Raw genomic sequence first — 19705 nt, forward strand, 5'->3', positions numbered from 1 at the left:
AGCTATGCTTTCAGGACAGGCGCACGAGCGGTGCGCCCTTGGCCACCAGGGCACCATTGGCCGCGAGAACGGCGGCCACCGTCCCGGCGCGCCCGGCATGGACCGGGTTCATCAGTTTCATGGTTTCGACAATGCCCACCACGGTGTCCGCCGTCACTGCGTCTCCCACCGCCACGAACGGCGGCGCGCCGGGTTGCGGGGCATGGTAGAAGGTGCCGGGCAGGGGGCTGGCGATCACGTCGGGATCGGCAACCGCTTCCGCACCGGCCGCCTCGGCCACCGCGGGCGCATCACCGGCCCATTGCCATTCCTGCGTTGTCCCCTCGGCGCTGCCGTCTCCGGCGCGGGCCACGCGCAGGCGGAAGCGCCGGGTGGCCAGGTCAAGTTCGCGATAGCCGGATTGGGCGAGGATCTCGGCAATCTCGGCCACGTCTTCGGCGGTGAGTGGAAGGTCTGGAATCATGGCGGTCCCTTCGGGGCGGGCTCAGGCCGCGCGCGCGGTGCGCTCGGCCAGCAAGGCTCGCGCGGTGGCGATTACGGCATCGGAAAAGGCCGGGTCGTTGAAATGGGCGTCGACCACCTGCACCGGCACATGCGCGGGCATCGCCTGGCGCAGATAGTCGGCGAACGGCGCGGGCACGGCGCGGTCCATGATATGGCCTTGCGGGCTGTCGTGGCTGGAAAAGCCATGCAGCGGCGTGATCACGTGCACCGGGCCCCGCGCGGCGGCCACGTTGGCCGCGAGGTGATCGGCCAGCCGTTTCAGGTCGTCGATCGTGGTGCGCACGGCGGTAAGCTGCGGATTGTGCTCATGATAGCGGCGGCCCGGGAACTGCGCGCGCGCCACGTCGATCGGGCCGGCGATGATGAAATCGGCATTGCCCGGCGCCAGCACCGTGGGAATGCCGCGCGCCAGCGCCGCCTTGCCGCGATCGGGGCCACTGTCGGCCAGCCCGCCCATCAGGTGATCGAGAATTTCCGTCTGCGACAGGTCCAGCACCAGCGCGACGTCCTTGGCCTGGGCCAGCCCGTCGAGCGTGGGGCCGCCCGCGCCGGAGGAATGGAACACCATGACTTCGCACCCGTCGCTTTCCAGCGCCTGGCGCACGCGGCGCACCGAGGCTTCGGTCGTCCCGAGCGTGGTGATCAGCACCAGCGGCTTTTCCGCCGGCGCGTTGTGGTCATAGCCATGGGCCATGCCGGCCACGGCGCGGGCGGCATTGCCGAACACGTCGCGGCTGATGGTGTTGAGGCCCGAGATATCGGTCACCGCGTTCATCATCGCGATGTCCTTGATCCCCATGTAGGGCTTGGTGAAGCCCGAGGCCATGGTCGAGACGATCAGCTTGGGCAGGCCATAGGGAAAGCTCTGCATCAGGGCGCCGGCCAGGGCCGACCCCATCGAGCCGCCGATCGCGAGAATGCCCGAGATCGGCTCGCGCGCGTCCCAGGCATGGGCGGCGGCGATCGCGCCCTGGATCATCGCGGCCTGGCACTTGCCCTCGTGGCCCAGCGCGCGCACCTCCTCGATCGTCATGCCCGCCGCCGCCGCCACGTCTTCGGGGCTGATCTCGGCACCGCCCACCGTGCGCCGCACGCTGGGATCGAGGTGAACCACGCGCACCCCGGCCGCTTCCAGCGCGGCGCGGGCAAAGCGCGCTTCCTCTTCCTTGGTATCCTGCGTGATCACCAGCAGGACGCTGGGCGCCCGCGTGCTTTCCCTTTCGGTCATGGTCGGTTCTCTCCCTCGGTCCTGATGTTGCGCCAAGGGATTTGACTTTGCCACCGGCTGCGCCATTCTTCCGTTTCACAAGATGAAACCATAACGAGCCGCCGCAGCGGCCGGGGGACAGGATGCAGGACCGGAAAGTGAAGACTGTCCGCGCGCTGGAGCGTGGACTGGATGTCTTGCTGCAAGTGCAGGCGCGCCGCGCGGCCAGCCTGCACGAAATGCACGTGGCGCTGGGTTTGCCCAAGGCCACCTTGCTGCGCATGTTGCAGACATTGGGGCAGAAAGGCCTGATCTGGCAGCGGCTTGCCGATGGAGCCTATCTGCCGCACGTGGACGCGCGCGCCCGCTCTCAGGCACTCACGCTGGAGCATGTCGCCGAAGTCGCCTCACCCTGGCTCAAGGCGCTGTCGACGCGGGTATCCTGGCCATCGGTGCTGGCGATGCCCCGCCTCGATCACATGGAGATCGTCGAGACCAACAGCCCGCTGTTCCGCCTCGACTCGGCCACGCTCGGGCCGGTGGGCGTGAAACTCTCGTATATCCACACCGCCACGGGCCGCGCCTATCTCGCCGCCTGCCGCGAGGACGAGCGCGACGCGATCATCGCCCGCCTGCGCCCGCGCCATCCGCAAGAAGGCAGCGAGGCCGACCTGCGCGCGATCCTGGCGGAAACGCGCGCGCGGGGCTATGCGGCGCGCGAACCGCTGCACCCCTGGCCCGACCGCTCCAAACAGCTCGTGCTGCGCGACGGGCGCCGCTCCATGGCCGTGCCGATCCTGCTCGATGGTGCGCCGGTCGCTTCGATCAACATCACCTGGCCGGCCAAGCGCGGCACCGATGATGCGGTCATGCTGCGCCATCTCGGCGCGCTCAAGCACACCGCGCGCGAGATCGCGATGGCGATCGAACGCGCCGCGCTGACGGCGGAAGGGCGGGCGCCGGCCGGCGCGGTTTTGGCCCAGTTTGCCGGGCCCACGCCACAAAGCGTTTCACCTGGTGAAAATTGTTAGTCTAACTGATTAAATTGCGCTGCGGCTATGTCATGATCCGAAACACGGCGTAGGACGCGGCCCGCCACAAGGTGCCGCGCTCGCCCTGGGGGAGATCGAGGGCTGTATGCGGCAATGGCTTATCCGCAAGGGCGCGCAATCGCTCGACGACATGGCGCTGGTGGAGGTGCCACAGCCTGCGCCCGGGCCTGGCGAAGTGGCGGTCCGGGTGCGGGCCTGCTCGCTCAACTATCGTGACCAGCTCATTCCGCTCGGCCACTATTTCGGCGGCACGGTGGATCGGGACACGGTGCCGCTGTCAGACGGCGCGGGTGAAATCGTTGCGGTGGGGGAAGGCGTTGCCAGCCACGCAGTGGGGGACCGGGTCGCCGGGCTGTTTTTCCAGAACTGGCAGGATGGGCCGCCCAATCCCGGTGCCGGGCCGGCGCTGGGCGCACCGCCGGCCACCGGCATGTTGCAGGACTTGGTGATCCTGCCCGCACATGGCGTGGTGCCCTGCGCGCAAAGCCTGTCGTTCGAACAGGCCGCATGCCTGCCCTGTGCCGGTGTCACCGCGTGGAATGCGCTGATGGAAGGGCCGCGCCCGGTCGGGCCGGGGCAATCCGTGCTCGTGCTCGGCACGGGCGGCGTCTCGCTGCTGGCCGCGCAGATTGCGCTGGCAGCCGGCGCACGGGTGATTGCCACGTCTTCCTCCGACGAGAAGCTGGAGCGTGTGCGGGCGCTGGGCGTGCAGGACACGATCAATTACCGCACCACGCCGGAATGGGGCACGCGCGCGGCCGAACTGGCCGGGGGCGGGGTGGATCACGTTGTGGAAGTGGGCGGCGCGGGAACGCTGGCCCAGAGCATCCAGGCGGTCGGCTTCGGGGGTGAGATCGCCCTGATCGGAGTGCTGACCCGCAGCGGAGATACCAGCCCGCATGGCCTGATGATCAAGGGCGCTACCTTGCGCGGCATTTTCGTCGGCTCGGCCGGGATGGCGCGGCGGCTCAACGATTTCGTCGACCAGCATGGCATCAAGCCGGTGGTAGATCGGACCTTTGCGATGGACCAGGCGGTGGACGCCTGGCGCTACCAGGCCTCGGCCGGCCTGTTCGGCAAAGTGGTGATCACGGTGTGACCGGCTGCGGCCGCTAGCATCACGCGCGACGAGGCCCGGCAGCGGCCCGCGCGCAACGGGAAGAGGATGACGCGGGGTATGGCCCGACGCCGGTTTCCGGCGGCGATCCTGCGCGCGCAAGGGAAAGGACACAAGCGTTGGACCAGGTCATGCCGGCCATCGGCCCCGCCGCCACGCTGGGCTATGGACAGCCCATCGGCGGCATCTGCCAGACGGCGTTCGTGGTGCGAGACATCAACGCCGCGATCGACCATTTCATCCGCGATTGCGGCGCGGGACCGTTTTTCCTGCTGCCCCACTTCCTCACCGAGGGGCAGGTCTATCGCGGCACGCCGTCCATGGCGGACGTGGCCATCGCCATGGGCTTTGCCGGGCACATGCAGATAGAACTGATCCAGCCACTGGACGACAACCCATCGGTCTATCGCGAGACCATCGAGGCGCGCGGCCATGGCTTCCACCATGTCGGCATCGCCTGTCTGGATGTGGACGCGATGCTGCCGGGCTATCTGGCGCGGGGCTATACCTTGGCTTTCCGCGCGCCGGTGCCGACGGGCGGATCGGTTGCCTATCTCGAAGGCGGGCACGATGCCGCGCCGGGCTTCGTCGAGCTGATCCCCGCCACGCCAGGCATGGACCGCCATTTCACCGCGATGTGGCAGGCGTCCCGCGATTGGGATGGCAGTGATCCTGTGAGGCCGTTCCTGTGAGCGGGGCGGTGGACACGGCGCGCGCCGGGCGCGGCTATCAGGTGTGGGTTACCGGGCTGCTCAGCCTCAACTTCGGCATCCTGTTCTTCGATCGCAACGCGCTCAATTTCCTCATGCCCTTCGTGCAGCCCGATCTTGGGCTCACCAACACGCAAGTCGGGCTGTTCTCGTCCGCGCTTTCGCTCACCTGGGCCTTGTCCGGCTTCGTCGTCGGCCGCGTGTCAGACCGGCTGGGCGCGCAAAAGGCCGTGGTCGTCGTCGCCACGCTGGCGTTCTGCCTGTGCTCGGTGGTCTCGGGCTTTGCCACTTCGTTCCTGATGCTGCTAGGCGCGCGCCTGTTGATGGGCGCGGCCGAAGGCGGGGTCATGCCAGTCAGCCATGCCATGATCGTGGGCGAAGTCGCGCCCGAACGACGCGGCCTGGCAATGGGGGTGGCGCAGAATCTGGGTTCCAACCTGCTGGGTTCCGGGCTGGCGCCGATCCTGCTGGTGCCGCTAGCGGTGGCCTATGGCTGGCGCGAGGGGTTCTATCTGGCCGCTGCGCCCGGCGTGATCACTGCCGCGCTGATCTGGTTCACCCTGCGCGAGCCGCCTGCTGTCGCGCACGAGGGCAACGCGCCCAAAGTCACGCTGCGCGAGGCGTTCGGCCATCGCAATGTCGTGCTCTGCGCGCTGATCGCGATCCTGCTGGTGTCCTATCTGGTGGTGTGCTGGGCGTTCATGCCGTTGTTCCTCACCAAGGGGCGCGGTTTCGATCCGGGCACGATGGGCTGGCTGATGGCCACGCTCGGCCTTTCGGCGGGGATCGGCAGCTTTGCCGTGCCGGCCCTGTCAGATGCGATCGGCCGGCGCCCGGTGATGATCGGTTTTTCGTTCCTGGGCGCGATCCTGCCGCTCGGCGCGCTCTATTACGGCGGATCGGCCTGGATGCTGGGCGCCATCTTCTTCTTCGGCTGGGCGCTCAACGGGCTGTTTCCGATGTTCATGGCAACCATCCCGGCCGAAAGCGTCGACCCGCGCCTGACTGCCACGCTCACGGGTGTGGTGATGGGCATCGGCGAAGTGCTCGGCGGGGTGCTCAGCCCTTTCCTCGCCGGGTTCCTGGCCGATGCCTATGGCCTGGCCGCGCCGATCTGGCTGATGCTGGTGCTGTGTCTCGTCGCGGGCGTGCTGGCGCTCGGCCTGGTGGAAAGCGCCCCCAGCGTGGTGGCCCGCCGTGGCCGCGCCAGCCTTGCCGCGCACTCGCCGGAGATCGTGCCGACCGTCTGATCCTGATCGTTGTTTTCGTTGGGGGAGCTCACGCCGATGAATGCCGTGCAACGCTACGCCACCGATGCCGTCGCGCCCGACCAGCGCCTGACCTATTGGAACGACCTGGTCGATCGCATCTACACCGGCACGTATGTGAAGACCGGCGGCCGCGATTTCGTGGGCGAGATGTGGTCGTGGACCGTGGGTGACCTCGCCATGATCCGCCCACGATCCACCGCTTCGTTTGTCGGTCGCCAGGGTCACGATGCGCCCGAGGAACGCCTGATCCTGCACCTGCAATGCCGGGGCCGCAGCCTGCATCGCCAGGGACAGGCCGAAAGCCTGCTCGAAGCGGGCGATTTCGTGATCGGCTCGCCGCACCAGTCCTACACGCTCGATCTTTCCGCGCACGAACTGCTGGTGGTGGAGTTCCCGCGCGCGCCGCTGGCCGAGCGCGTGCCGGGGCTGGATGACATGCTCAGCCGCCGCTTGTGCGGGGCGAGCCCCGGTGGCCGGGTGTTCCACGATTTCCTGCGCTCGCTGTGGCATCAGGGAGACCTGAGCGGCCAGGATCGGCAGTGGCAGCAGGGCGTGAGCGCGGTGTTCTATGATCTCGTCGCATTGGCCATGCGCGGGTCTACCCGGCCGGAAGAGCGTGCCACCGACCATGCCTTGCGCGACAAGGTACTGGCGCTGGTCGATGCGCACCTGGGCGATCCGGCGCTGCGCACCCTGACGCTGGCCGATGCCTGCCACGCTTCGGTGCGCACGATCCAGAACGTCTTTGCCATGATGGGCACCACGCCCAGCGGCTACATCCTCGAAAGGCGCCTGGCCCGCGCGGCCGAGCGCCTCGCGGCCACCCCGGGTGCCAGCATCACCGAAGTGGCGTTCGAGATGGGCTTCAACGACAGCGCTTATTTCGCGCGTTGCTTCCGCCAGCGTTTTGGCGTGGCGCCGCGCGAATGGCGCACGCGCGCCTGAGTTTTCAGGCGGATTTCTCGCCGGGCATTGCGCCAGAGTCCTGATCGGCTTGCGCGCCAATGCAAGCGCCACCGCCCGGCCCGGTTTAGCATCATCGACAGCGGAACAGATTGTCAGGGGCATCTGTGGACAACCCGCACCGAAAAAAGGGAGAGAGACCATGAAGTTCGCACCGGTATCGGTGGGCGCGCTGGCCATTGCGCTGGCCAGCCCGGCCCTGGCCCAGGAAGCGCCGCAGCAAGCGCCGCAGGCCAACGCCACAGCCCAAGGTGGCGCGGAGACGGGCGGCAACGGGGGCATCCAGGAAATCGTCGTCACCGCGCAGAAGCGCGCGGAAAACGTGCAGGACGTGCCGATCGCGATCAGCGCTTTCACCGCTTCGGCCTTGCAGGAACGCGCGGTGACCAGCGTCTCGTCTCTCTCCAACATCGCGCCCAACGTCACGCTCGATGCGGGCACGCCGTTCTCGGGATCGAGCCAGGTGCTGGCCGCCTACATCCGCGGCATCGGCGCCAATGACTTTGCCTTCAACATCGACCCGGGCGTGGGCATCTATCTCGACGGCGTCTATCTCGCCCGCTCGGTCGGCGCCAACCAGGATCTGCCCGACGTTGACCGTGTCGAGGTGCTCAAGGGGCCGCAGGGCACGCTGTTTGGCCGCAACACCATCGGCGGCGCGATCTCGATCGTCACGCACGATCCGGGCGACACCTTCCGCTTCGTCGGTTCAGCGATGACCGGCAGCTACAGCCTGTTCAGCGCCAAGGGCACGGTGGACATGCCGTTGGCCGACAAGCTGTCGTCCTCGGTCAGCTTTGCGATCACCAAGCGCGATGGCTATCTGCACCGCATCCCCTATCCGGGCGCGAGCAACTATGCGTTCGATCCGATCACTTCGCTCAAGGCGGCCGGCTATGGCAACCAGGGCTATGGCACCGAAGGCGGAGACAATACCTGGAACCTGCGCGGCAAGCTGCGCTACAACGGCGTCGGATTCCGCGCCACGCTGACCGGCGACTACAGCAAGACCGATACCTCGCAGATCGCCAACAAGGTGATCACCACGTTCCCGTCGGTCTTTGCCGGCACCTACAACTGCGCGATTGCCGGCAATCCGACGGTGACCGTGGGCGGGGTGAGCGGCCCGTGCGACAGCTTCATCGGCGGGCCACCGTCGGCCGCGTTCCTCTATCGCCGTGGCGGTCTCAATTCGATCCTCGATCTGCCCGCGATCTATGGCGTCAATGCCGACAACAACCCGGACAACAACCGGCTGCCCTATGACAACCGGTTTGTCACCAACAACATCGATACGTCCTATGCCAACGGCAACAACTTCAACAAGTTGAAGCAGGGCGGCGCGGCGCTGACGCTGGACTTCGATCTGTCCGACACCGCCTCGGTCAAGTCGATCACCGCCTATCGCGAGCTGCACTGGGTGGTGGGGATGGACCTCGACAACTCCCCGCTCAATTTCCTCCACACCAGCTTCTCGATGAACCAGAAGCAGTTCAGCCAGGAACTGCAACTCACCGGCACCGCGCTGGAAAAGAAGCTGAAGTACGTGCTCGGCGCCTATTACTTCACCGAAAGCGGCGACCTGCACGACTATGTCACGTTCGCCGAAGGGCTGCTCCAGGTCGATGGGCCGAACAACCTCTCGACCAAGAACTATGCGTTCTACGGCCAGGTGGACTATGCCCTGTCCGATCTCCTCGCGTTCACCGTCGGCGGTCGCTACACCCACGAAAGCAAGGAATTTGAAGGCTTCCAGTCCGACGCCAACGGCCTGAACTACAAGCTCGCGAACTATTTCGGTGATCCCAACTGCGCCTCGCTCAACCCGATCAGCGATGCCTGCCGGATCGACAACGGCTTCCCCAATGCCGGCCAGCCGCTGCGCTATTACGTGGCGGGCGTGCAGCACAAGACGTTCTCGAACTTCTCGCCCAAGGTTGGCGTGCAGCTTCATCCCAACCAGGACGTGATGGTCTATGCGAGCTGGTCCAAGGGCTACAAGACCGGCGGCTGGACCACGCGCTTGTCCAACCCGCTGCCCTATGCCCCCGGCTTCGGCCCGGAAAAGGCCACGACCTGGGAAGCGGGGATCAAGTCGGAACTGCTCGATCGCCATCTCCAGATCAACGGCGCGGTGTTCCTCACCGATTACAAGGGCATCCAGCTCAACTTCCAGCAGGGTGTCTCGCCCACCATCCAGAACGCCGGCGATGCGCGGATCAAGGGCTTTGAAGTGGAAGTGGTGGCCGCCCCGGTGCGCGGCCTGACGGTGACCGGCTCGCTCGGCTATACCGACGCCAAGTATACCAGCGTCGATGGCCCCGCGCAGGTGGCAACCTCCACGCTCCAGGCCGGGGTCTTTGCCGGTGCCACGCTGCCCAAGACGCCCAAGTGGAAGTTCAACGTCTCGCCGCGCTACCAGGCCGATCTGGGCAGCCACGGCAGCCTGGTGTTCCTGGCCGACGTCACGTTCACCAGCACGATGAAGAACGACACCGAAGGCACGTTCCTGCTCGATCGTCCGAGCACCACCGTGCTCAACGGCTCGATCACCTATCGCGCGCCCGGCGGGAACTGGGAACTGACCGCCGGCGGCACCAACCTGACCAACGAGCGCTATCTCACCACCGGCCAGGCGCAGCTTGCCGGCGGCCAGATCTACGGCACCTACAGCCGCCCGGCCGAATGGTATGCCCGCGTTGGCGTGAAGTTCTGATGCAAGCGACCGGGCGGTGGCCTGTCCGCCGCCCGGTTTCCTCCCTTGAAGTCTCCCCCCCTTGGAGAGTGCCCATGCCCGAAGCCGCCCACACCGAATTCTGGAAAGACATCAAGCCGGTGGAGAAAGTCTTCCGCGACGGTGGCTTGCCCGAAGTCTACATGCCCAAGATCGCCGAAGGCGACGAACGCTATTGGGTGCCGATCAGCGAGACGGTGTTTTCCAAGCCCGTGTGGATCAGCCCGGCCAAGAACATGTGGGCCGACGTGCTGATGAGCAAGCAGGCCGGCCTGGTCAACCGCCACTACCACCCGCACCCGATCTGGGCCTACACGATCAGCGGCAAGTGGGCCTATCTCGAACATTCGTGGACGGCCACCGCCGGTGACTTCATCTATGAAACGCCTGGCGAGAGCCACACGCTGGTCTGCTATGAACACGAAGACCCGATGAAAGTGTTCTTCGTGGTGTCCGGCCCGCTGATGTGGCTGGACGAGGCCGGCAACACCATCGGCCATTACGACGTGTTCGACTACATGGCCGCCGCCCGCGCGCACTATGCCGCTGTGGGTATCGGCGCCGATTACGTCGACACCCTGATCCGCTGAACGAACGGAGCATCCCCCCATGACCGTGATGACCGCCCCGCCGTCTGACAAGGCCGCGATTGTCGACGTGAAATTCCCGCACAAGGCGCTGGTCGAGCGCCTCAGCCCCGGCGGCCGCTATATCGATGCCGCCACCGACGTGGACAGCCCCTGGGTGCCGTTCGGCGATGGCGCGGCGATCAAGCACCTCGCCTTCGATGTGCGGCAGAACCTGTTTTCCAACATCCTGTGGGTCAAGGGGCCCGGCGTGATCGGCACGCATTTCCACCGCGGCACGATCACCATGGTCTGCCTGGAAGGGTCGGTCCGCTATCTGGAATACGATTGGGTGGCAACGCCGGGCGGCCTGATCCTAGAAACGCCGGGCGAAAGCCACACCCTGGTCACCGATCATCCGCAGGGCTGCAAGCTGTTCGGCTGGATGCAGGGGCCGATCGACTTCTACGATGCCGATGCCAACCTGGTCGATACCACTGACGTGTGGTGGTTCATCAACCACTACGAAACGCACTGCCGCGAGCACGGCATCGCGATCAATCCCAAGCTCTATCTGTAAGGCGCGCGCCATGGCATCGATGAAAGCACCGCCGTCCTCGGCCTATGAAATCGTCCAGGTTCCCGAACTCTATGGCGATCTGATCCGCGCGCGCGGGGTGGAAGGCACCTATGTCGGCGCCGGGGAGGCGGAAAGCCCGTGGGTGCCGTTCGGCGACAACGCCGCCATCCGCCACCTGGCGTTCGACGTGCGCGAGAACATCTACGTCAACATCCTGTGGATCAAAGGCCCCGGCGTGATCGGCACGCACAAGCACCGGGGCAAAGTTTGGGCGATCGGGCTGGAAGGCTCGTTCCGCTACCTGGAATACGACTGGGTGTGCCGGCCGGGCGAATTCATCACCGAGACCCCCGGCACCGCGCATACCCTGGTGACCGACGATCCCCAGGGCATGAAGGCCCTGTTCCACATGCAGGGCGCCAACGAGTTCTTCGATGCCCAGGGCAACCACGTGGAAACGCTCGACGTGTGGTGGTTCATGAACCACTACGAAAGCCATTGCCGCGAGCACGGCATTCCCATCAACAAGCAGCTCTACCTCTGAACGGCCGAGCCGTGTGATGCAGGCGCCCGTGCTTTCCAATCCGGTTCTGGCCATCCCGGTTCTGGCCGGCCCGCCACGCGGCACTTATCTGCGGCGGTGCTGGTATGTCGTGGGCTGGGCCGACGCCCTTGGCGAGAGCCCGCAGGACCGGATTTTCCTGGAGGAACCGGTCGCCCTGTTTCGCGACGAGGCGGGGGTGGCCCATGCCGTGGGCGGGCGCTGTCCGCATCGCTTCGCGCCGCTGGGGCAGGGCAGGGTGCTGGGGGGCGCCCTGGCCTGCCCTTATCACGGACTGCGCTTTGATGCGCAGGGCGCCTGCGTTCACAATCCCCATCCCGGCGGCCAGCTTCCAGCCGCGCGCCTGCCGGTCTATCCGCTGGTCGAGCGGCACGGTCTGCTGTGGATCTGGATGGGAGAGGCCGAGGTAGCCGATCCCGCGCTGATCCCGGACTTTGCCTGGCTCACCGATCCGGCCTGGGCCGTGGTGCGCGGCGCCACGCGGGCCGAAGGACACTATGAACTCTACAGCGACAACATCCTCGATCTCAGCCATGCCAACTTCGTGCATCCGGCCCTTGTCGCCCGCGCCTTCACCGAAGGCGAGCGGCGCTTCTGGCAGGATGGCGAGACGGTCCACGCCGAATATGTCCGCCTGGACGATACCCTGTCCAACGGCATCGGCGCGATGCTCGGCCGCGTCGGGCAGCCGCAGGATTTCTATGGCGAAGTGACCTGGCATGCGCCGGCCGTGCTGCGCTTCGACTATGTCGCAGGGCCGCCGGGCACGCCGCGAGACGCTTGCACCCTGCTGCCCTCGCTTCATGCCTTCACCCCCGAAACGCCCGACACCACGCACTATGTCTGGGCCACCGGGCGCGATTTCGCGCTGGGCGATGCTGCCTTTTCGCAAGCCATGCAGGCCGCGCTGGAACATGCCTTTGAACGGGAGGACATGCCGATCATCCGCGACAGCCACCGTCTTATGCGCGGGGCGGATTTCTGGTCGCTCAAGCCGCTGGTGCTGGGCGGCGATGGTGGCGGCATCCGCGCGCGCCGCCTGCTGCAACGCCTGATCGCGCGCGAGCAGGGCGCCGCGCTGCCCCAAGACAACGAAGCCGACGCCTGAGCGCGGCATTCCTGGAGAGGAACACCATGGCCATTCTCGATCGTTTCAGCATCGCCGGGCGCAGTGCCTTTGTCACCGGCGCCGCCAGTGGCATCGGCCTCGCCTATGCCCAGGCCATGGCCGAAGGCGGCGCGGCCGTCACTCTCGCCGATGTCGACCACGCCGGGGCCGAGCGCGAAGCCGCGCTGCTGCGCGAGGCCGGGCACGAGGCGCGCGCGGCGCACTGCGACGTATCCAGCTTCACCGCCGTGGCCGCCACGTTCGACGATCACGCGCAGGCCTATGGCGGGCTCGACATCTGCTTTGCCAACGCCGGGATCGATGCCGGCGCGGGCTTCTGGAATCCTGCCGGTCATCGCAATCCCGATGGCCAGGTCGATACTTATGATCCCGCGCGCTGGGATCGCTCGATCGCGGTCAATCTCAATGGCGTGTTCTACACCGTGTCCAACGCGGTGCGGATCATGAAGCAACCCGGCCGCGCCAATGGCCGCAGCGGCGGCTCGATCATCTGCACCGCGTCCAACGCTGGGCTGGTGACAGAGCCGATCGTGGGCCTGCCCTATATGCCCGCCAAGGCCGGGGTGCTGCACATGGTCCGTGCGCTGGGCCTGGAACTGGCCGAATTCCGCATCCGCGTGAACGCCATCGCGCCCGGCCCTTTCGTGACCAACATCGGCGGCGGCTGGCTCAAGAAAGACCCGGTGGCCCGCGCCGCCTGGGACGCGATCGTGCCGCTGGGCAAACTGGCCGAAACCGAGCAGATCAAGCCGCTCGCCCTGCTGCTGGCCTCCGATGCGTCCGATTACATGACCGGCAGTCACGTGGTGATCGACGGCGGCATGATGCTGGGCAAGTACCAGTAATGCGCGCCGTGGTGATGCAGGGGCTGCACCGGCCCCTGGCGCTGGAAACCGTGCCCGATCCCACGCCCGGCGCGGGCGACATGGTGGTGCGCGTGGGCCGCTGCGGTATCTGCGGGTCTGATCTGCACATGACCGAGGATGCCGCCTATGGCCAGGGCGCGGGCTCGATTCTCGGCCATGAATTCGCCGGAGAAGTGGTCGCGCTGGGGCAGGGCGTCGAAGGCTGGCGCGTGGGCGATCGCGTGGCGGTCAGCCCACTCAAGAGTTGCGGGGCCTGCCCGGCCTGCCGCGCGGGCGAAGTGCAATGGTGCGCCGCTTTCGGCCTCCAGGGCGGTGGCTATGCCGAATATGCCCTGACCCGGCCCAACCAGTGCGTCCGCCTGCCGCACAGCGCGAGCCTGGCCGATGGCGCCATCATCGAGCCGCTGGCCGTGGCCTTGCACGGTATCGGCCTGTCTGGCCTGCGCCGGGGCGACAAGGTGCTGGTGCTCGGCGCCGGGCCGATCGGGCTGGCCGTGGCTTTCTGGGCGCGCCAGCATGGGGCGGGCCGGGTGGTGGTGCAGGATATCGCCCAATGGCAACGCGATCGCGCCCTGGCCATGGGCGCGCACGATTTCGTGGTGGCGCCCGACGATCCAGTCGGCACGGCGCAGCGCGCGCTGGGTGGCCCGGCTGATCTGGTGTTCGAGTGCGTCGGCGTCCCCGGCCTGATCGCGCAAGCCGTCGAGCAGTTGCGCAATCGCGGCACGGTGGTGCTGCTTGGCCTGTGCACCCGGCCCGATACGCTCAACACCTTTGCCATGCTGTCCAAGGAAGTGCGCCTCGTCACGTCCGCGTTCTTTACCACCGGGGAATACGCCGCTGCGCTCGACGCGCTCGATCGCGGCCTAACCGAACCGCGCCTTCTGGTCACCGATACCATCGCGCTGGCGCAGACGCCGGATGTGTTTGAAAGCCTGCGCCACCGCACCCACCAGTGCAAAGTCTTGATCGCGCCCGATGGCTAGGCCTGGGCCAGGAACGCGCGCAGCAGGGTCTGGCCATCGGGCGTGTCGGCATTGGCGGCGCGCAGCGCGGGCACCGAAAAGCCGGCGCGGGTGATCGCCTCGGCATAGACGTCATAGCTGCCGGCCATGATCGCGGCGTCGAATTCGGGATGGAACTGCACGCCCCAGGCGCGCGGGGCATAGCGCACCGCATGGTGCGGATCGTGCCCGCTGGTGGCCAGCACTTGCGCGCCTTCGGGCAGGGCCAGGACCGACTGGAAATGGAACACCATCATCCGCGCCACCGGGGGCAGCGCGGAAAACAGCGCGTCCTCCGCGCCCGCTGCGGTGCGGGCCACGTCCACCCCGCCAAACATCGCCCCGCGCGGATTGTCGGCCACCGTGCCGCCCAGGGCATGGGCCAGCAACTGGTGGCCAAAGCACACGCCCAGGATCGGCGCGCCCTGCGCCATGGCCGCGCGCGCCCAGGCGGCGGTGCGCTCGATCCATGGGTGGCCGTCGGTCACCATGTCGATCGCCCCAGTGATGATCGTGGCGCGTACGTCTGCCGGATCGGGCAGCGGCTCGTCGCGATAGACTTTGACCGCCAGGATATCCTCGCGCGCCACGCCGCAGCCTGCGCCGAACCAGGCCAGTTCGTCGCCATGCACGGCGCAAGTGGCGGGCATGTCGTCATAGGATGTGGCGGGCTGGATGATGAGCAGGGGCTTGGGCAAGGAAAGGCCTTTCACGGCTGGATGCTACAGGGTCTTGAGGCTTTTGCGCAGCGCCTCGACAAAGAACGCGACTTCGCTTTCCGTCCAGGTGAGCGCAGGCCGCAGCTTGAATGCCGAACGGTGTGGGCCGGCCGTGCCCACCAGCACGCCGTTTTCGCGCATCGCCTCCACCAGGCGCGCGGCCTGCGCGGTGGCCGGGGTGCGTGCGGCAGGATCACTGGTGAATTCCAGCCCGGTCAGCATGCCGCGCCCGCGCACATCACCGATCAGCGGAAAGGCCTGCGCCAGATCGCGCAACTGCGCGCGCAGCAGATCGCCGATGCGGTTGGCCCGCGTCAGCAGGTCCTCCCGCGCGATCACGTCGAGCACCGCCTGCCCGGCGGCACAGGCCACGCTGTTGCCGCCAAACGTGCTGAACACCTCGCACTGCGCGTAAAACGCCTGCCACAGCGCGCGGCGGGTGAGGACCACGCCCAACGGATGGCCATTGCCCACCGGCTTGCCCAGGGTGATCAGGTCCACATGCTCCAGCCCTTGCACGGCAAAGCCCCAGAACTGCCCGAGCCGGCCAAGGCCCGCCTGCACTTCATCGGCAATCACCAGGGCTTCGCTCGCGCGGGCCGCCTTGGCCAGTCCTGCCATGTAGCCGGGCGGCTGGTCGGGCACGCCATTGCTGGTCAGCGCCGTGTCCACCATCAGGAAGGCCGGGGCATGGCCGGCGCTGGCCAGGTGCGCCGTGGCTTCGGCCCAACTGGTCGCGGGATCGGGCGCGAACCCGCGATAGAGATCGGGGGCGGGCAGGCAGGCGACATGGGGCGGCGGCGCCTTGGTCAGCGGTGACAGTTCCACGGTGGCCGCCGTGATCCCGTGATAGGCCCCTTCCATCACCACGGCGCCGTGCCGCCCGGTGGCAAAGCGGGCGATCTGCGCAGCCAGGTCGTTGGCCTCGCTGCCGGAATTGACGAAGGCGCAAACGTCGAACCCCGCCGGCGCCTGCGCCAGCAGGGCTTGCGCATAGGCGCCGGTACTGTCGGCCAGATAGCGCGTGTTGGCGTTGAGCGCGGCGGCCTGGCGGGCGATGGCGCGCACCACGGCGGGATGCGAATGGCCCACTTGCGGCACGTTGTTGTAGGCATCGAGATAGCGCGCGCCATCTGCCCCGATCAGCCAGGCCCCTTCGCCGCGCGTCAGGTGCAGCGGGCTCTGATAGAAATGCCAGACTTTGCCCATCGCTGCCTCGCGCTGGGCGATCAGTGCCGCCTGGGTCGCTGCCGGATCGGGCATGAGCGCTGGCACCGGAAAGCCGCAGGCACGGCGCAGCATGCGGGTCGCTTCCGTGCGCCCCACGGCCAGCAGCTTGCCCAGCATGGCGCCATGCTTGTGCCCGCCGCCCAGGTGCAGATCCGGCGCCGTGTCGGCCGGATCATGGCGCGCTGCCGCGACCAGCACGGTATTGACCAGGCGCAGGCAGCACAGATCGAACACCAGGTCGATTTCCGCCTCTTCCAGCGGGCACACCGCGTCAAAGCCTTGCGTCACGTCTGCCAGGATCGCCAGGGGATCGGCCTGCGCATCGGGAAAGCAATCGGCCGCCGTCGCCAGATCGGCCAGCAGCGGGCCGTGCAGCATGTCGCCAAAGTCGATCACGCCCACCACGCGCGTCGGCTCGGCGGGATCGACCAGCAAGTTGCCCATGTGTGCGTCCTGATGGACCACCTGGTGGCGGGTGCGCGCCAGGGCCGGATAGATGCGCGCGTCCGCCTCGGCCAGCACCTGCGCGCATTGCGCGCGCAAGGCGTTGTCGGCAATGCGGGGCAGGGCAGGGGCCAGCGCCGTCACGCGGGCAAGATCCCAGTCGTGGCGATTGCTGCCCGCGTGCGGGTGGAAAAAGCCGCGCAGCGCCAGGCTCAGCCGCGCCACGAACCCGCCGATCGCCCGCCGCAGCCCGGCCGGATCGGCGCAGGCGGCAAACACGTCCTGCGCGATGGCGCCATCCACATAGGTCAGGAGGCGCAGGATATGGTCCGTGCCGTCTTCGCCCCGGATCATGCTGCGCAATGCCCCGCCGCGTGTCTCCACCATGCGCGGCACGGGCAGCGCGGGATCGACCCGCGCGATATGGCCCAGCGCGCCGATCTGAAAATCCACCGTGCCCACTGCCTCGTCGCGGTGAGACAGTTTGACGATCACGCCGGGTCCATCGCCCGTGGTGAGATGCCAGGTCTGGTCCCGCTCCGATCGCAGCGGGCGCCAGTCGCCGCGCAGGCCCCATTCCGCCAGCACCCGATCCTGCACCATGCCAAGGGGAAACTGTGGTGGCCCGTCCGTCACGCAATACCCCGCTGCTGCCTGTCGCTGCTGGGCATAGCGCCGCGCCAACTGAGATCGCAAGTGCAATGTGGTTGCGGGGCGCGGGCTGGGCGGCCATACCACTGCCCAACGTTTCCGGGGAATTCCTTGCATATGGCCAACCCATCCTCTGCCAACCAGGCGCAGGCGCTCACCGACGGGCAGCGCCTGCGCGCGATCCTGGCCGGATCGGCCGGAAACCTGATCGAGTGGTACGATTTCTACATCTACGCCTTCACCTCGCTCTATTTTTCGGCGGAATTCTTCCCGGAAAGCGATGCGCTGGTGCAGGTCATGGCCACCAGCGGCATCTTTGCCGTGGGCTTCCTGCTGCGGCCCATCGGCGGCTGGTATTTCGGCCGCTTTGCCGATCGCCACGGGCGGCAACGGGCGATGGTCGTCTCGGTATTGATGATGGGGCTGGGCGCACTGCTGATCGCGGCGCTTCCCACTTATCGCCAGGTGGGCGTGGTGGCGCCGGCGCTGCTGCTGCTGGGCCGGATGATCCAGGGCTTTTCCACCGGCGGCCAATATGGCACCGCCGCCACCTATCTCAGCGAGATTGCCGGGCGCGGGCGGCGCGGGTTCTGGTCTTCGTTCCAGTATGTCACGCTGATCGGCGGGCAGTTGCTGGCCACGCTGGTGATCCTGGCGCTGCAACACGGCCTGGGCGAAGCGGCGATGAAGGCCTATGGCTGGCGCATCGGCTTTGTCCTCGGCGCAGGCGGGGCAGCGCTGATCCTGCTGCTCTCGCGGCACATGCACGAAACCGGGCAGGCGGCGCAGGGCCGGGCAGAGGCGGGCTCGCTGCGCGAACTGTTCGCCCACCACACGCGGCCGTTCCTGCTGGTCATGGCGCTCACGGCCGGGGGTAGCCTCTCGTTCTACACGTTCACCACCTACATGCAGAAGTACCTTGTGCTTACAGTGGGCATGACCAAACCCGATGCCACCCTGCTGATGACCGGCGTGCTGGTCGTGTTCATGCTGATCCAGCCAATGATGGGCGCCTTGTCCGATCGGATCGGGCGGCGCGCCAACATCCTGGTGTTCGCCGCGCTGTCGATGACGCTGACCGTGCCGATCTTCACGGCATTGGCCAGCGCGCCCGGCGTGTGGGCGGCAGCCGCCCTGGTGTTGGCGGGCCTGGTGATCAACAGTTTCTACACCTCGGTCAGCGGGCTGTTCAAGGCCGAGCTGTTCCCCGTCCATGTGCGCGCGCTGGGCGTCGGCCTGGCCTATGGCGTGGGCAATGCGCTGTTTGGCGGCACGGCCGAGAACGTCGCCCTGGCGTTCAAGCAGGCCGGCCACGAAAGCGGGTTCTATTGGTATGTCACCGCGCTTGCCGCCGTGTCGCTGGTCGCGGGTCTCATGCTGAAGGACACGCGGCGGGATGATCCGCTGGGGTGAGGCCCCGCGCCATGGCAACCGGCAGTTCGGCGGCCAGCAAGGCGATGAAATCGGTGACCTTGCGCGGCACCAGGCGGCGGCGCGGGTGCATCGCCCAGACGGCTTCCTCGGTGGCACGAAAAGGGTTCAGCACCGGTTCCAGCCGCCCTTGCGCCAGGGCCTGCGCGGCATAGAAATCGGGCACCTGGCAGATGCCCAGGCCCGCCACCGCCGCTGCCGTCACTGCCGGCCCGTTGTTGCAGCGCCAGCGCCCCTGCGGCTGATAGGTCGTTTCCGCGCGGTTGCGCCGGAAATGCCAGACCTCGGCCGATCCCACCAGGCAATCGTGCGCATCCAGATCCTCGATCTCCTGCGGGCGCCCGCGCCGCGCGAGATATTCCGGGGCAGCGCAGGTCACCAGGTTGCGCCCGCCCAGCCGGTGCGCGGCGAGGCGCAGGTCTCCCTGCGGGCCTGTGCGGATCGCCACGTCGAACCCTTCGGCAACGATATCGACCACGCGATTGCTGAAATCCAGCGTCACGTCGAGCGAGGGGTTGGCCATGGCATGGCGCAGCGCCAGCGGCGCGATGAAGTATTCCCCCAGCGCCACGGGGCAGGTGATGCGCAACGATCCGCGCAGCCCGGTATCGCCGCTGGCCACGGCCAGCGCGGCGTCGCGCTCGTCGATGATCCGCCGTCCGCGCTCGGACAGTTCGCGCCCCGCCGCCGTCAGCGAGACCTGCCGCGTGGTGCGGTGGAGCAGCGTGGCCCCGGTGCGGTGCTCAAGCTGCGCGATAGCCCGGCTGACGTGCGAGGTGGAGCGGCGCAACTTGCGCGCCGCCGCCGCGAAAGTGCCGTTTTCGGCAATGGCGACAAGTTCTTCCAGACCGGTCCAGTCCGACATGGCATTATCCCGCACAGGCAATAAACTTTTGCGCAAATGCGCTCTTTGTGCCTGCCATGCAATGATGTAGGCCAACGCGATCGATAAGGAGGACACCTTC

At 67.3% G+C, this 19705-nt stretch carries 18 protein-coding genes; 13 read left to right on the top strand and 5 right to left on the bottom strand.

Going from position 1 to position 19705, the window contains the following annotated elements; genetic code table 11:
* Nucleotides 1–10 precede the first annotated feature (10 nt).
* Nucleotides 11–463 (bottom strand): acetyl-CoA carboxylase biotin carboxyl carrier protein, encoded by a 453-nt coding sequence (locus IE191_RS00450; RefSeq protein WP_191322382.1) that lies wholly within the window; start codon nt 461–463, stop codon nt 11–13.
* 21 nt (nt 464–484) lie between these two features.
* Entirely contained in the window at nt 485–1732 is a 1248-nt protein-coding gene (locus IE191_RS00455; protein WP_191322383.1) for a Tm-1-like ATP-binding domain-containing protein, read from the bottom strand.
* A gap of 137 nt (nt 1733–1869) precedes the next feature.
* Between IE191_RS00455 and IE191_RS00460 the strand changes: the two genes are divergently transcribed.
* From IE191_RS00460 to IE191_RS00515, 12 genes are all read left to right on the top strand, one after another.
* Nucleotides 1870–2742 carry an IclR family transcriptional regulator domain-containing protein gene (locus tag IE191_RS00460; RefSeq protein ID WP_229814995.1) on the top strand — a complete coding sequence of 291 codons (873 nt, stop codon included), beginning with the start codon at nt 1870–1872 and terminating at the stop codon, nt 2740–2742.
* 106 nt (nt 2743–2848) lie between these two features.
* The gene (locus IE191_RS00465; RefSeq protein WP_191322385.1) at nt 2849–3862 is read left to right on the top strand and encodes a zinc-dependent alcohol dehydrogenase family protein; all 1014 of its coding nucleotides are present in this window, start codon (nt 2849–2851) and stop codon (nt 3860–3862) included.
* 137 nt (nt 3863–3999) lie between these two features.
* Nucleotides 4000–4572, top strand: coding sequence for a VOC family protein (locus tag IE191_RS00470; protein ID WP_229814996.1), 573 nt, complete (start codon nt 4000–4002; stop codon nt 4570–4572).
* Nucleotides 4569–5840 carry an MFS transporter gene (locus tag IE191_RS00475; RefSeq protein WP_191322386.1) on the top strand — a complete coding sequence of 424 codons (1272 nt, stop codon included), beginning with the start codon at nt 4569–4571 and terminating at the stop codon, nt 5838–5840. The genes IE191_RS00470 and IE191_RS00475 overlap by 4 nt, the downstream gene beginning before the upstream one ends.
* Nucleotides 5841–5876: 36 nt before the next feature.
* A complete protein-coding gene (locus IE191_RS00480; RefSeq protein ID WP_191322387.1) occupies nt 5877–6806 on the top strand; it encodes a helix-turn-helix domain-containing protein in 930 nt (309 codons plus the stop codon).
* Between the two features lie 160 nt (nt 6807–6966).
* Entirely contained in the window at nt 6967–9540 is a 2574-nt protein-coding gene (locus IE191_RS00485; protein ID WP_191322388.1) for a TonB-dependent receptor, read from the top strand.
* Between the two features lie 74 nt (nt 9541–9614).
* On the top strand, nt 9615–10148 hold the full coding sequence (locus IE191_RS00490) for a 2,4'-dihydroxyacetophenone dioxygenase family protein (RefSeq protein ID WP_191322389.1): 534 nt from the start codon (nt 9615–9617) through the stop codon (nt 10146–10148).
* Between the two features lie 19 nt (nt 10149–10167).
* Complete coding sequence (locus IE191_RS00495; RefSeq protein WP_191322390.1) at nt 10168–10704, top strand: 2,4'-dihydroxyacetophenone dioxygenase family protein; 537 nt, start codon at nt 10168–10170, stop codon at nt 10702–10704.
* A 10-nt stretch (nt 10705–10714) separates the two neighbouring features.
* Nucleotides 10715–11248, top strand: coding sequence for a 2,4'-dihydroxyacetophenone dioxygenase family protein (locus tag IE191_RS00500; RefSeq protein WP_191322391.1), 534 nt, complete (start codon nt 10715–10717; stop codon nt 11246–11248).
* A gap of 16 nt (nt 11249–11264) precedes the next feature.
* On the top strand, nt 11265–12374 hold the full coding sequence (locus IE191_RS00505) for a Rieske 2Fe-2S domain-containing protein (RefSeq protein WP_191322392.1): 1110 nt from the start codon (nt 11265–11267) through the stop codon (nt 12372–12374).
* A 26-nt stretch (nt 12375–12400) separates the two neighbouring features.
* Nucleotides 12401–13240, top strand: a complete 840-nt coding sequence (locus IE191_RS00510) for an SDR family NAD(P)-dependent oxidoreductase (RefSeq protein ID WP_191322393.1) — start codon at nt 12401–12403, stop codon at nt 13238–13240.
* On the top strand, nt 13240–14247 hold the full coding sequence (locus tag IE191_RS00515; RefSeq protein ID WP_191322394.1) for an alcohol dehydrogenase catalytic domain-containing protein: 1008 nt from the start codon (nt 13240–13242) through the stop codon (nt 14245–14247). The genes IE191_RS00510 and IE191_RS00515 overlap by 1 nt, the downstream gene beginning before the upstream one ends.
* Here IE191_RS00515 and IE191_RS00520 read toward each other — a convergent pair.
* A complete protein-coding gene (locus IE191_RS00520) occupies nt 14244–14978 on the bottom strand; it encodes a glutamine amidotransferase (RefSeq protein ID WP_191322395.1) in 735 nt (244 codons plus the stop codon). The two genes, IE191_RS00515 and IE191_RS00520, sit on opposite strands and share 4 nt — an antisense overlap.
* 9 nt (nt 14979–14987) lie before the next feature.
* Complete coding sequence (locus IE191_RS00525) at nt 14988–17261, bottom strand: aminotransferase class III-fold pyridoxal phosphate-dependent enzyme (protein ID WP_191322396.1); 2274 nt, start codon at nt 17259–17261, stop codon at nt 14988–14990.
* Nucleotides 17262–17426: 165 nt separating this feature from the next.
* Here IE191_RS00525 and IE191_RS00530 point away from each other — a divergent pair, with 165 nt between their 5' ends.
* Nucleotides 17427–18722 (top strand): MFS transporter, encoded by a 1296-nt coding sequence (locus IE191_RS00530; RefSeq protein WP_191322397.1) that lies wholly within the window; start codon nt 17427–17429, stop codon nt 18720–18722.
* Here IE191_RS00530 and IE191_RS00535 read toward each other — a convergent pair.
* The gene (locus IE191_RS00535; protein ID WP_191322398.1) at nt 18682–19605 is read right to left on the bottom strand and encodes a LysR family transcriptional regulator; all 924 of its coding nucleotides are present in this window, start codon (nt 19603–19605) and stop codon (nt 18682–18684) included. The genes IE191_RS00530 and IE191_RS00535 overlap by 41 nt on opposite strands.
* Nucleotides 19606–19705 lie beyond the last annotated feature (100 nt).

The sequence above is a fragment of the Novosphingobium pokkalii genome (assembly GCF_014652855.1).
Classification (GTDB): Bacteria; Pseudomonadota; Alphaproteobacteria; order Sphingomonadales; family Sphingomonadaceae; genus Novosphingobium; species Novosphingobium pokkalii.

Coding starts and splice junctions, on each gene's coding strand:
- IE191_RS00450 (WP_191322382.1), bottom strand. CDS start 463: ATGATTCCAGACCTTCCACTCACCGCCGAAGACGTGGCCGAGATTGCC.
- IE191_RS00455 (WP_191322383.1), bottom strand. CDS start 1,732: ATGACCGAAAGGGAAAGCACGCGGGCGCCCAGCGTCCTGCTGGTGATC.
- IE191_RS00465 (WP_191322385.1), top strand. CDS start 2,849: ATGCGGCAATGGCTTATCCGCAAGGGCGCGCAATCGCTCGACGACATG.
- IE191_RS00480 (WP_191322387.1), top strand. CDS start 5,877: ATGAATGCCGTGCAACGCTACGCCACCGATGCCGTCGCGCCCGACCAG.
- IE191_RS00485 (WP_191322388.1), top strand. CDS start 6,967: ATGAAGTTCGCACCGGTATCGGTGGGCGCGCTGGCCATTGCGCTGGCC.
- IE191_RS00490 (WP_191322389.1), top strand. CDS start 9,615: ATGCCCGAAGCCGCCCACACCGAATTCTGGAAAGACATCAAGCCGGTG.
- IE191_RS00495 (WP_191322390.1), top strand. CDS start 10,168: ATGACCGTGATGACCGCCCCGCCGTCTGACAAGGCCGCGATTGTCGAC.
- IE191_RS00500 (WP_191322391.1), top strand. CDS start 10,715: ATGGCATCGATGAAAGCACCGCCGTCCTCGGCCTATGAAATCGTCCAG.
- IE191_RS00505 (WP_191322392.1), top strand. CDS start 11,265: ATGCAGGCGCCCGTGCTTTCCAATCCGGTTCTGGCCATCCCGGTTCTG.
- IE191_RS00510 (WP_191322393.1), top strand. CDS start 12,401: ATGGCCATTCTCGATCGTTTCAGCATCGCCGGGCGCAGTGCCTTTGTC.
- IE191_RS00515 (WP_191322394.1), top strand. CDS start 13,240: ATGCGCGCCGTGGTGATGCAGGGGCTGCACCGGCCCCTGGCGCTGGAA.
- IE191_RS00525 (WP_191322396.1), bottom strand. CDS start 17,261: ATGGTGCAGGATCGGGTGCTGGCGGAATGGGGCCTGCGCGGCGACTGG.
- IE191_RS00530 (WP_191322397.1), top strand. CDS start 17,427: ATGGCCAACCCATCCTCTGCCAACCAGGCGCAGGCGCTCACCGACGGG.
- IE191_RS00535 (WP_191322398.1), bottom strand. CDS start 19,605: ATGTCGGACTGGACCGGTCTGGAAGAACTTGTCGCCATTGCCGAAAAC.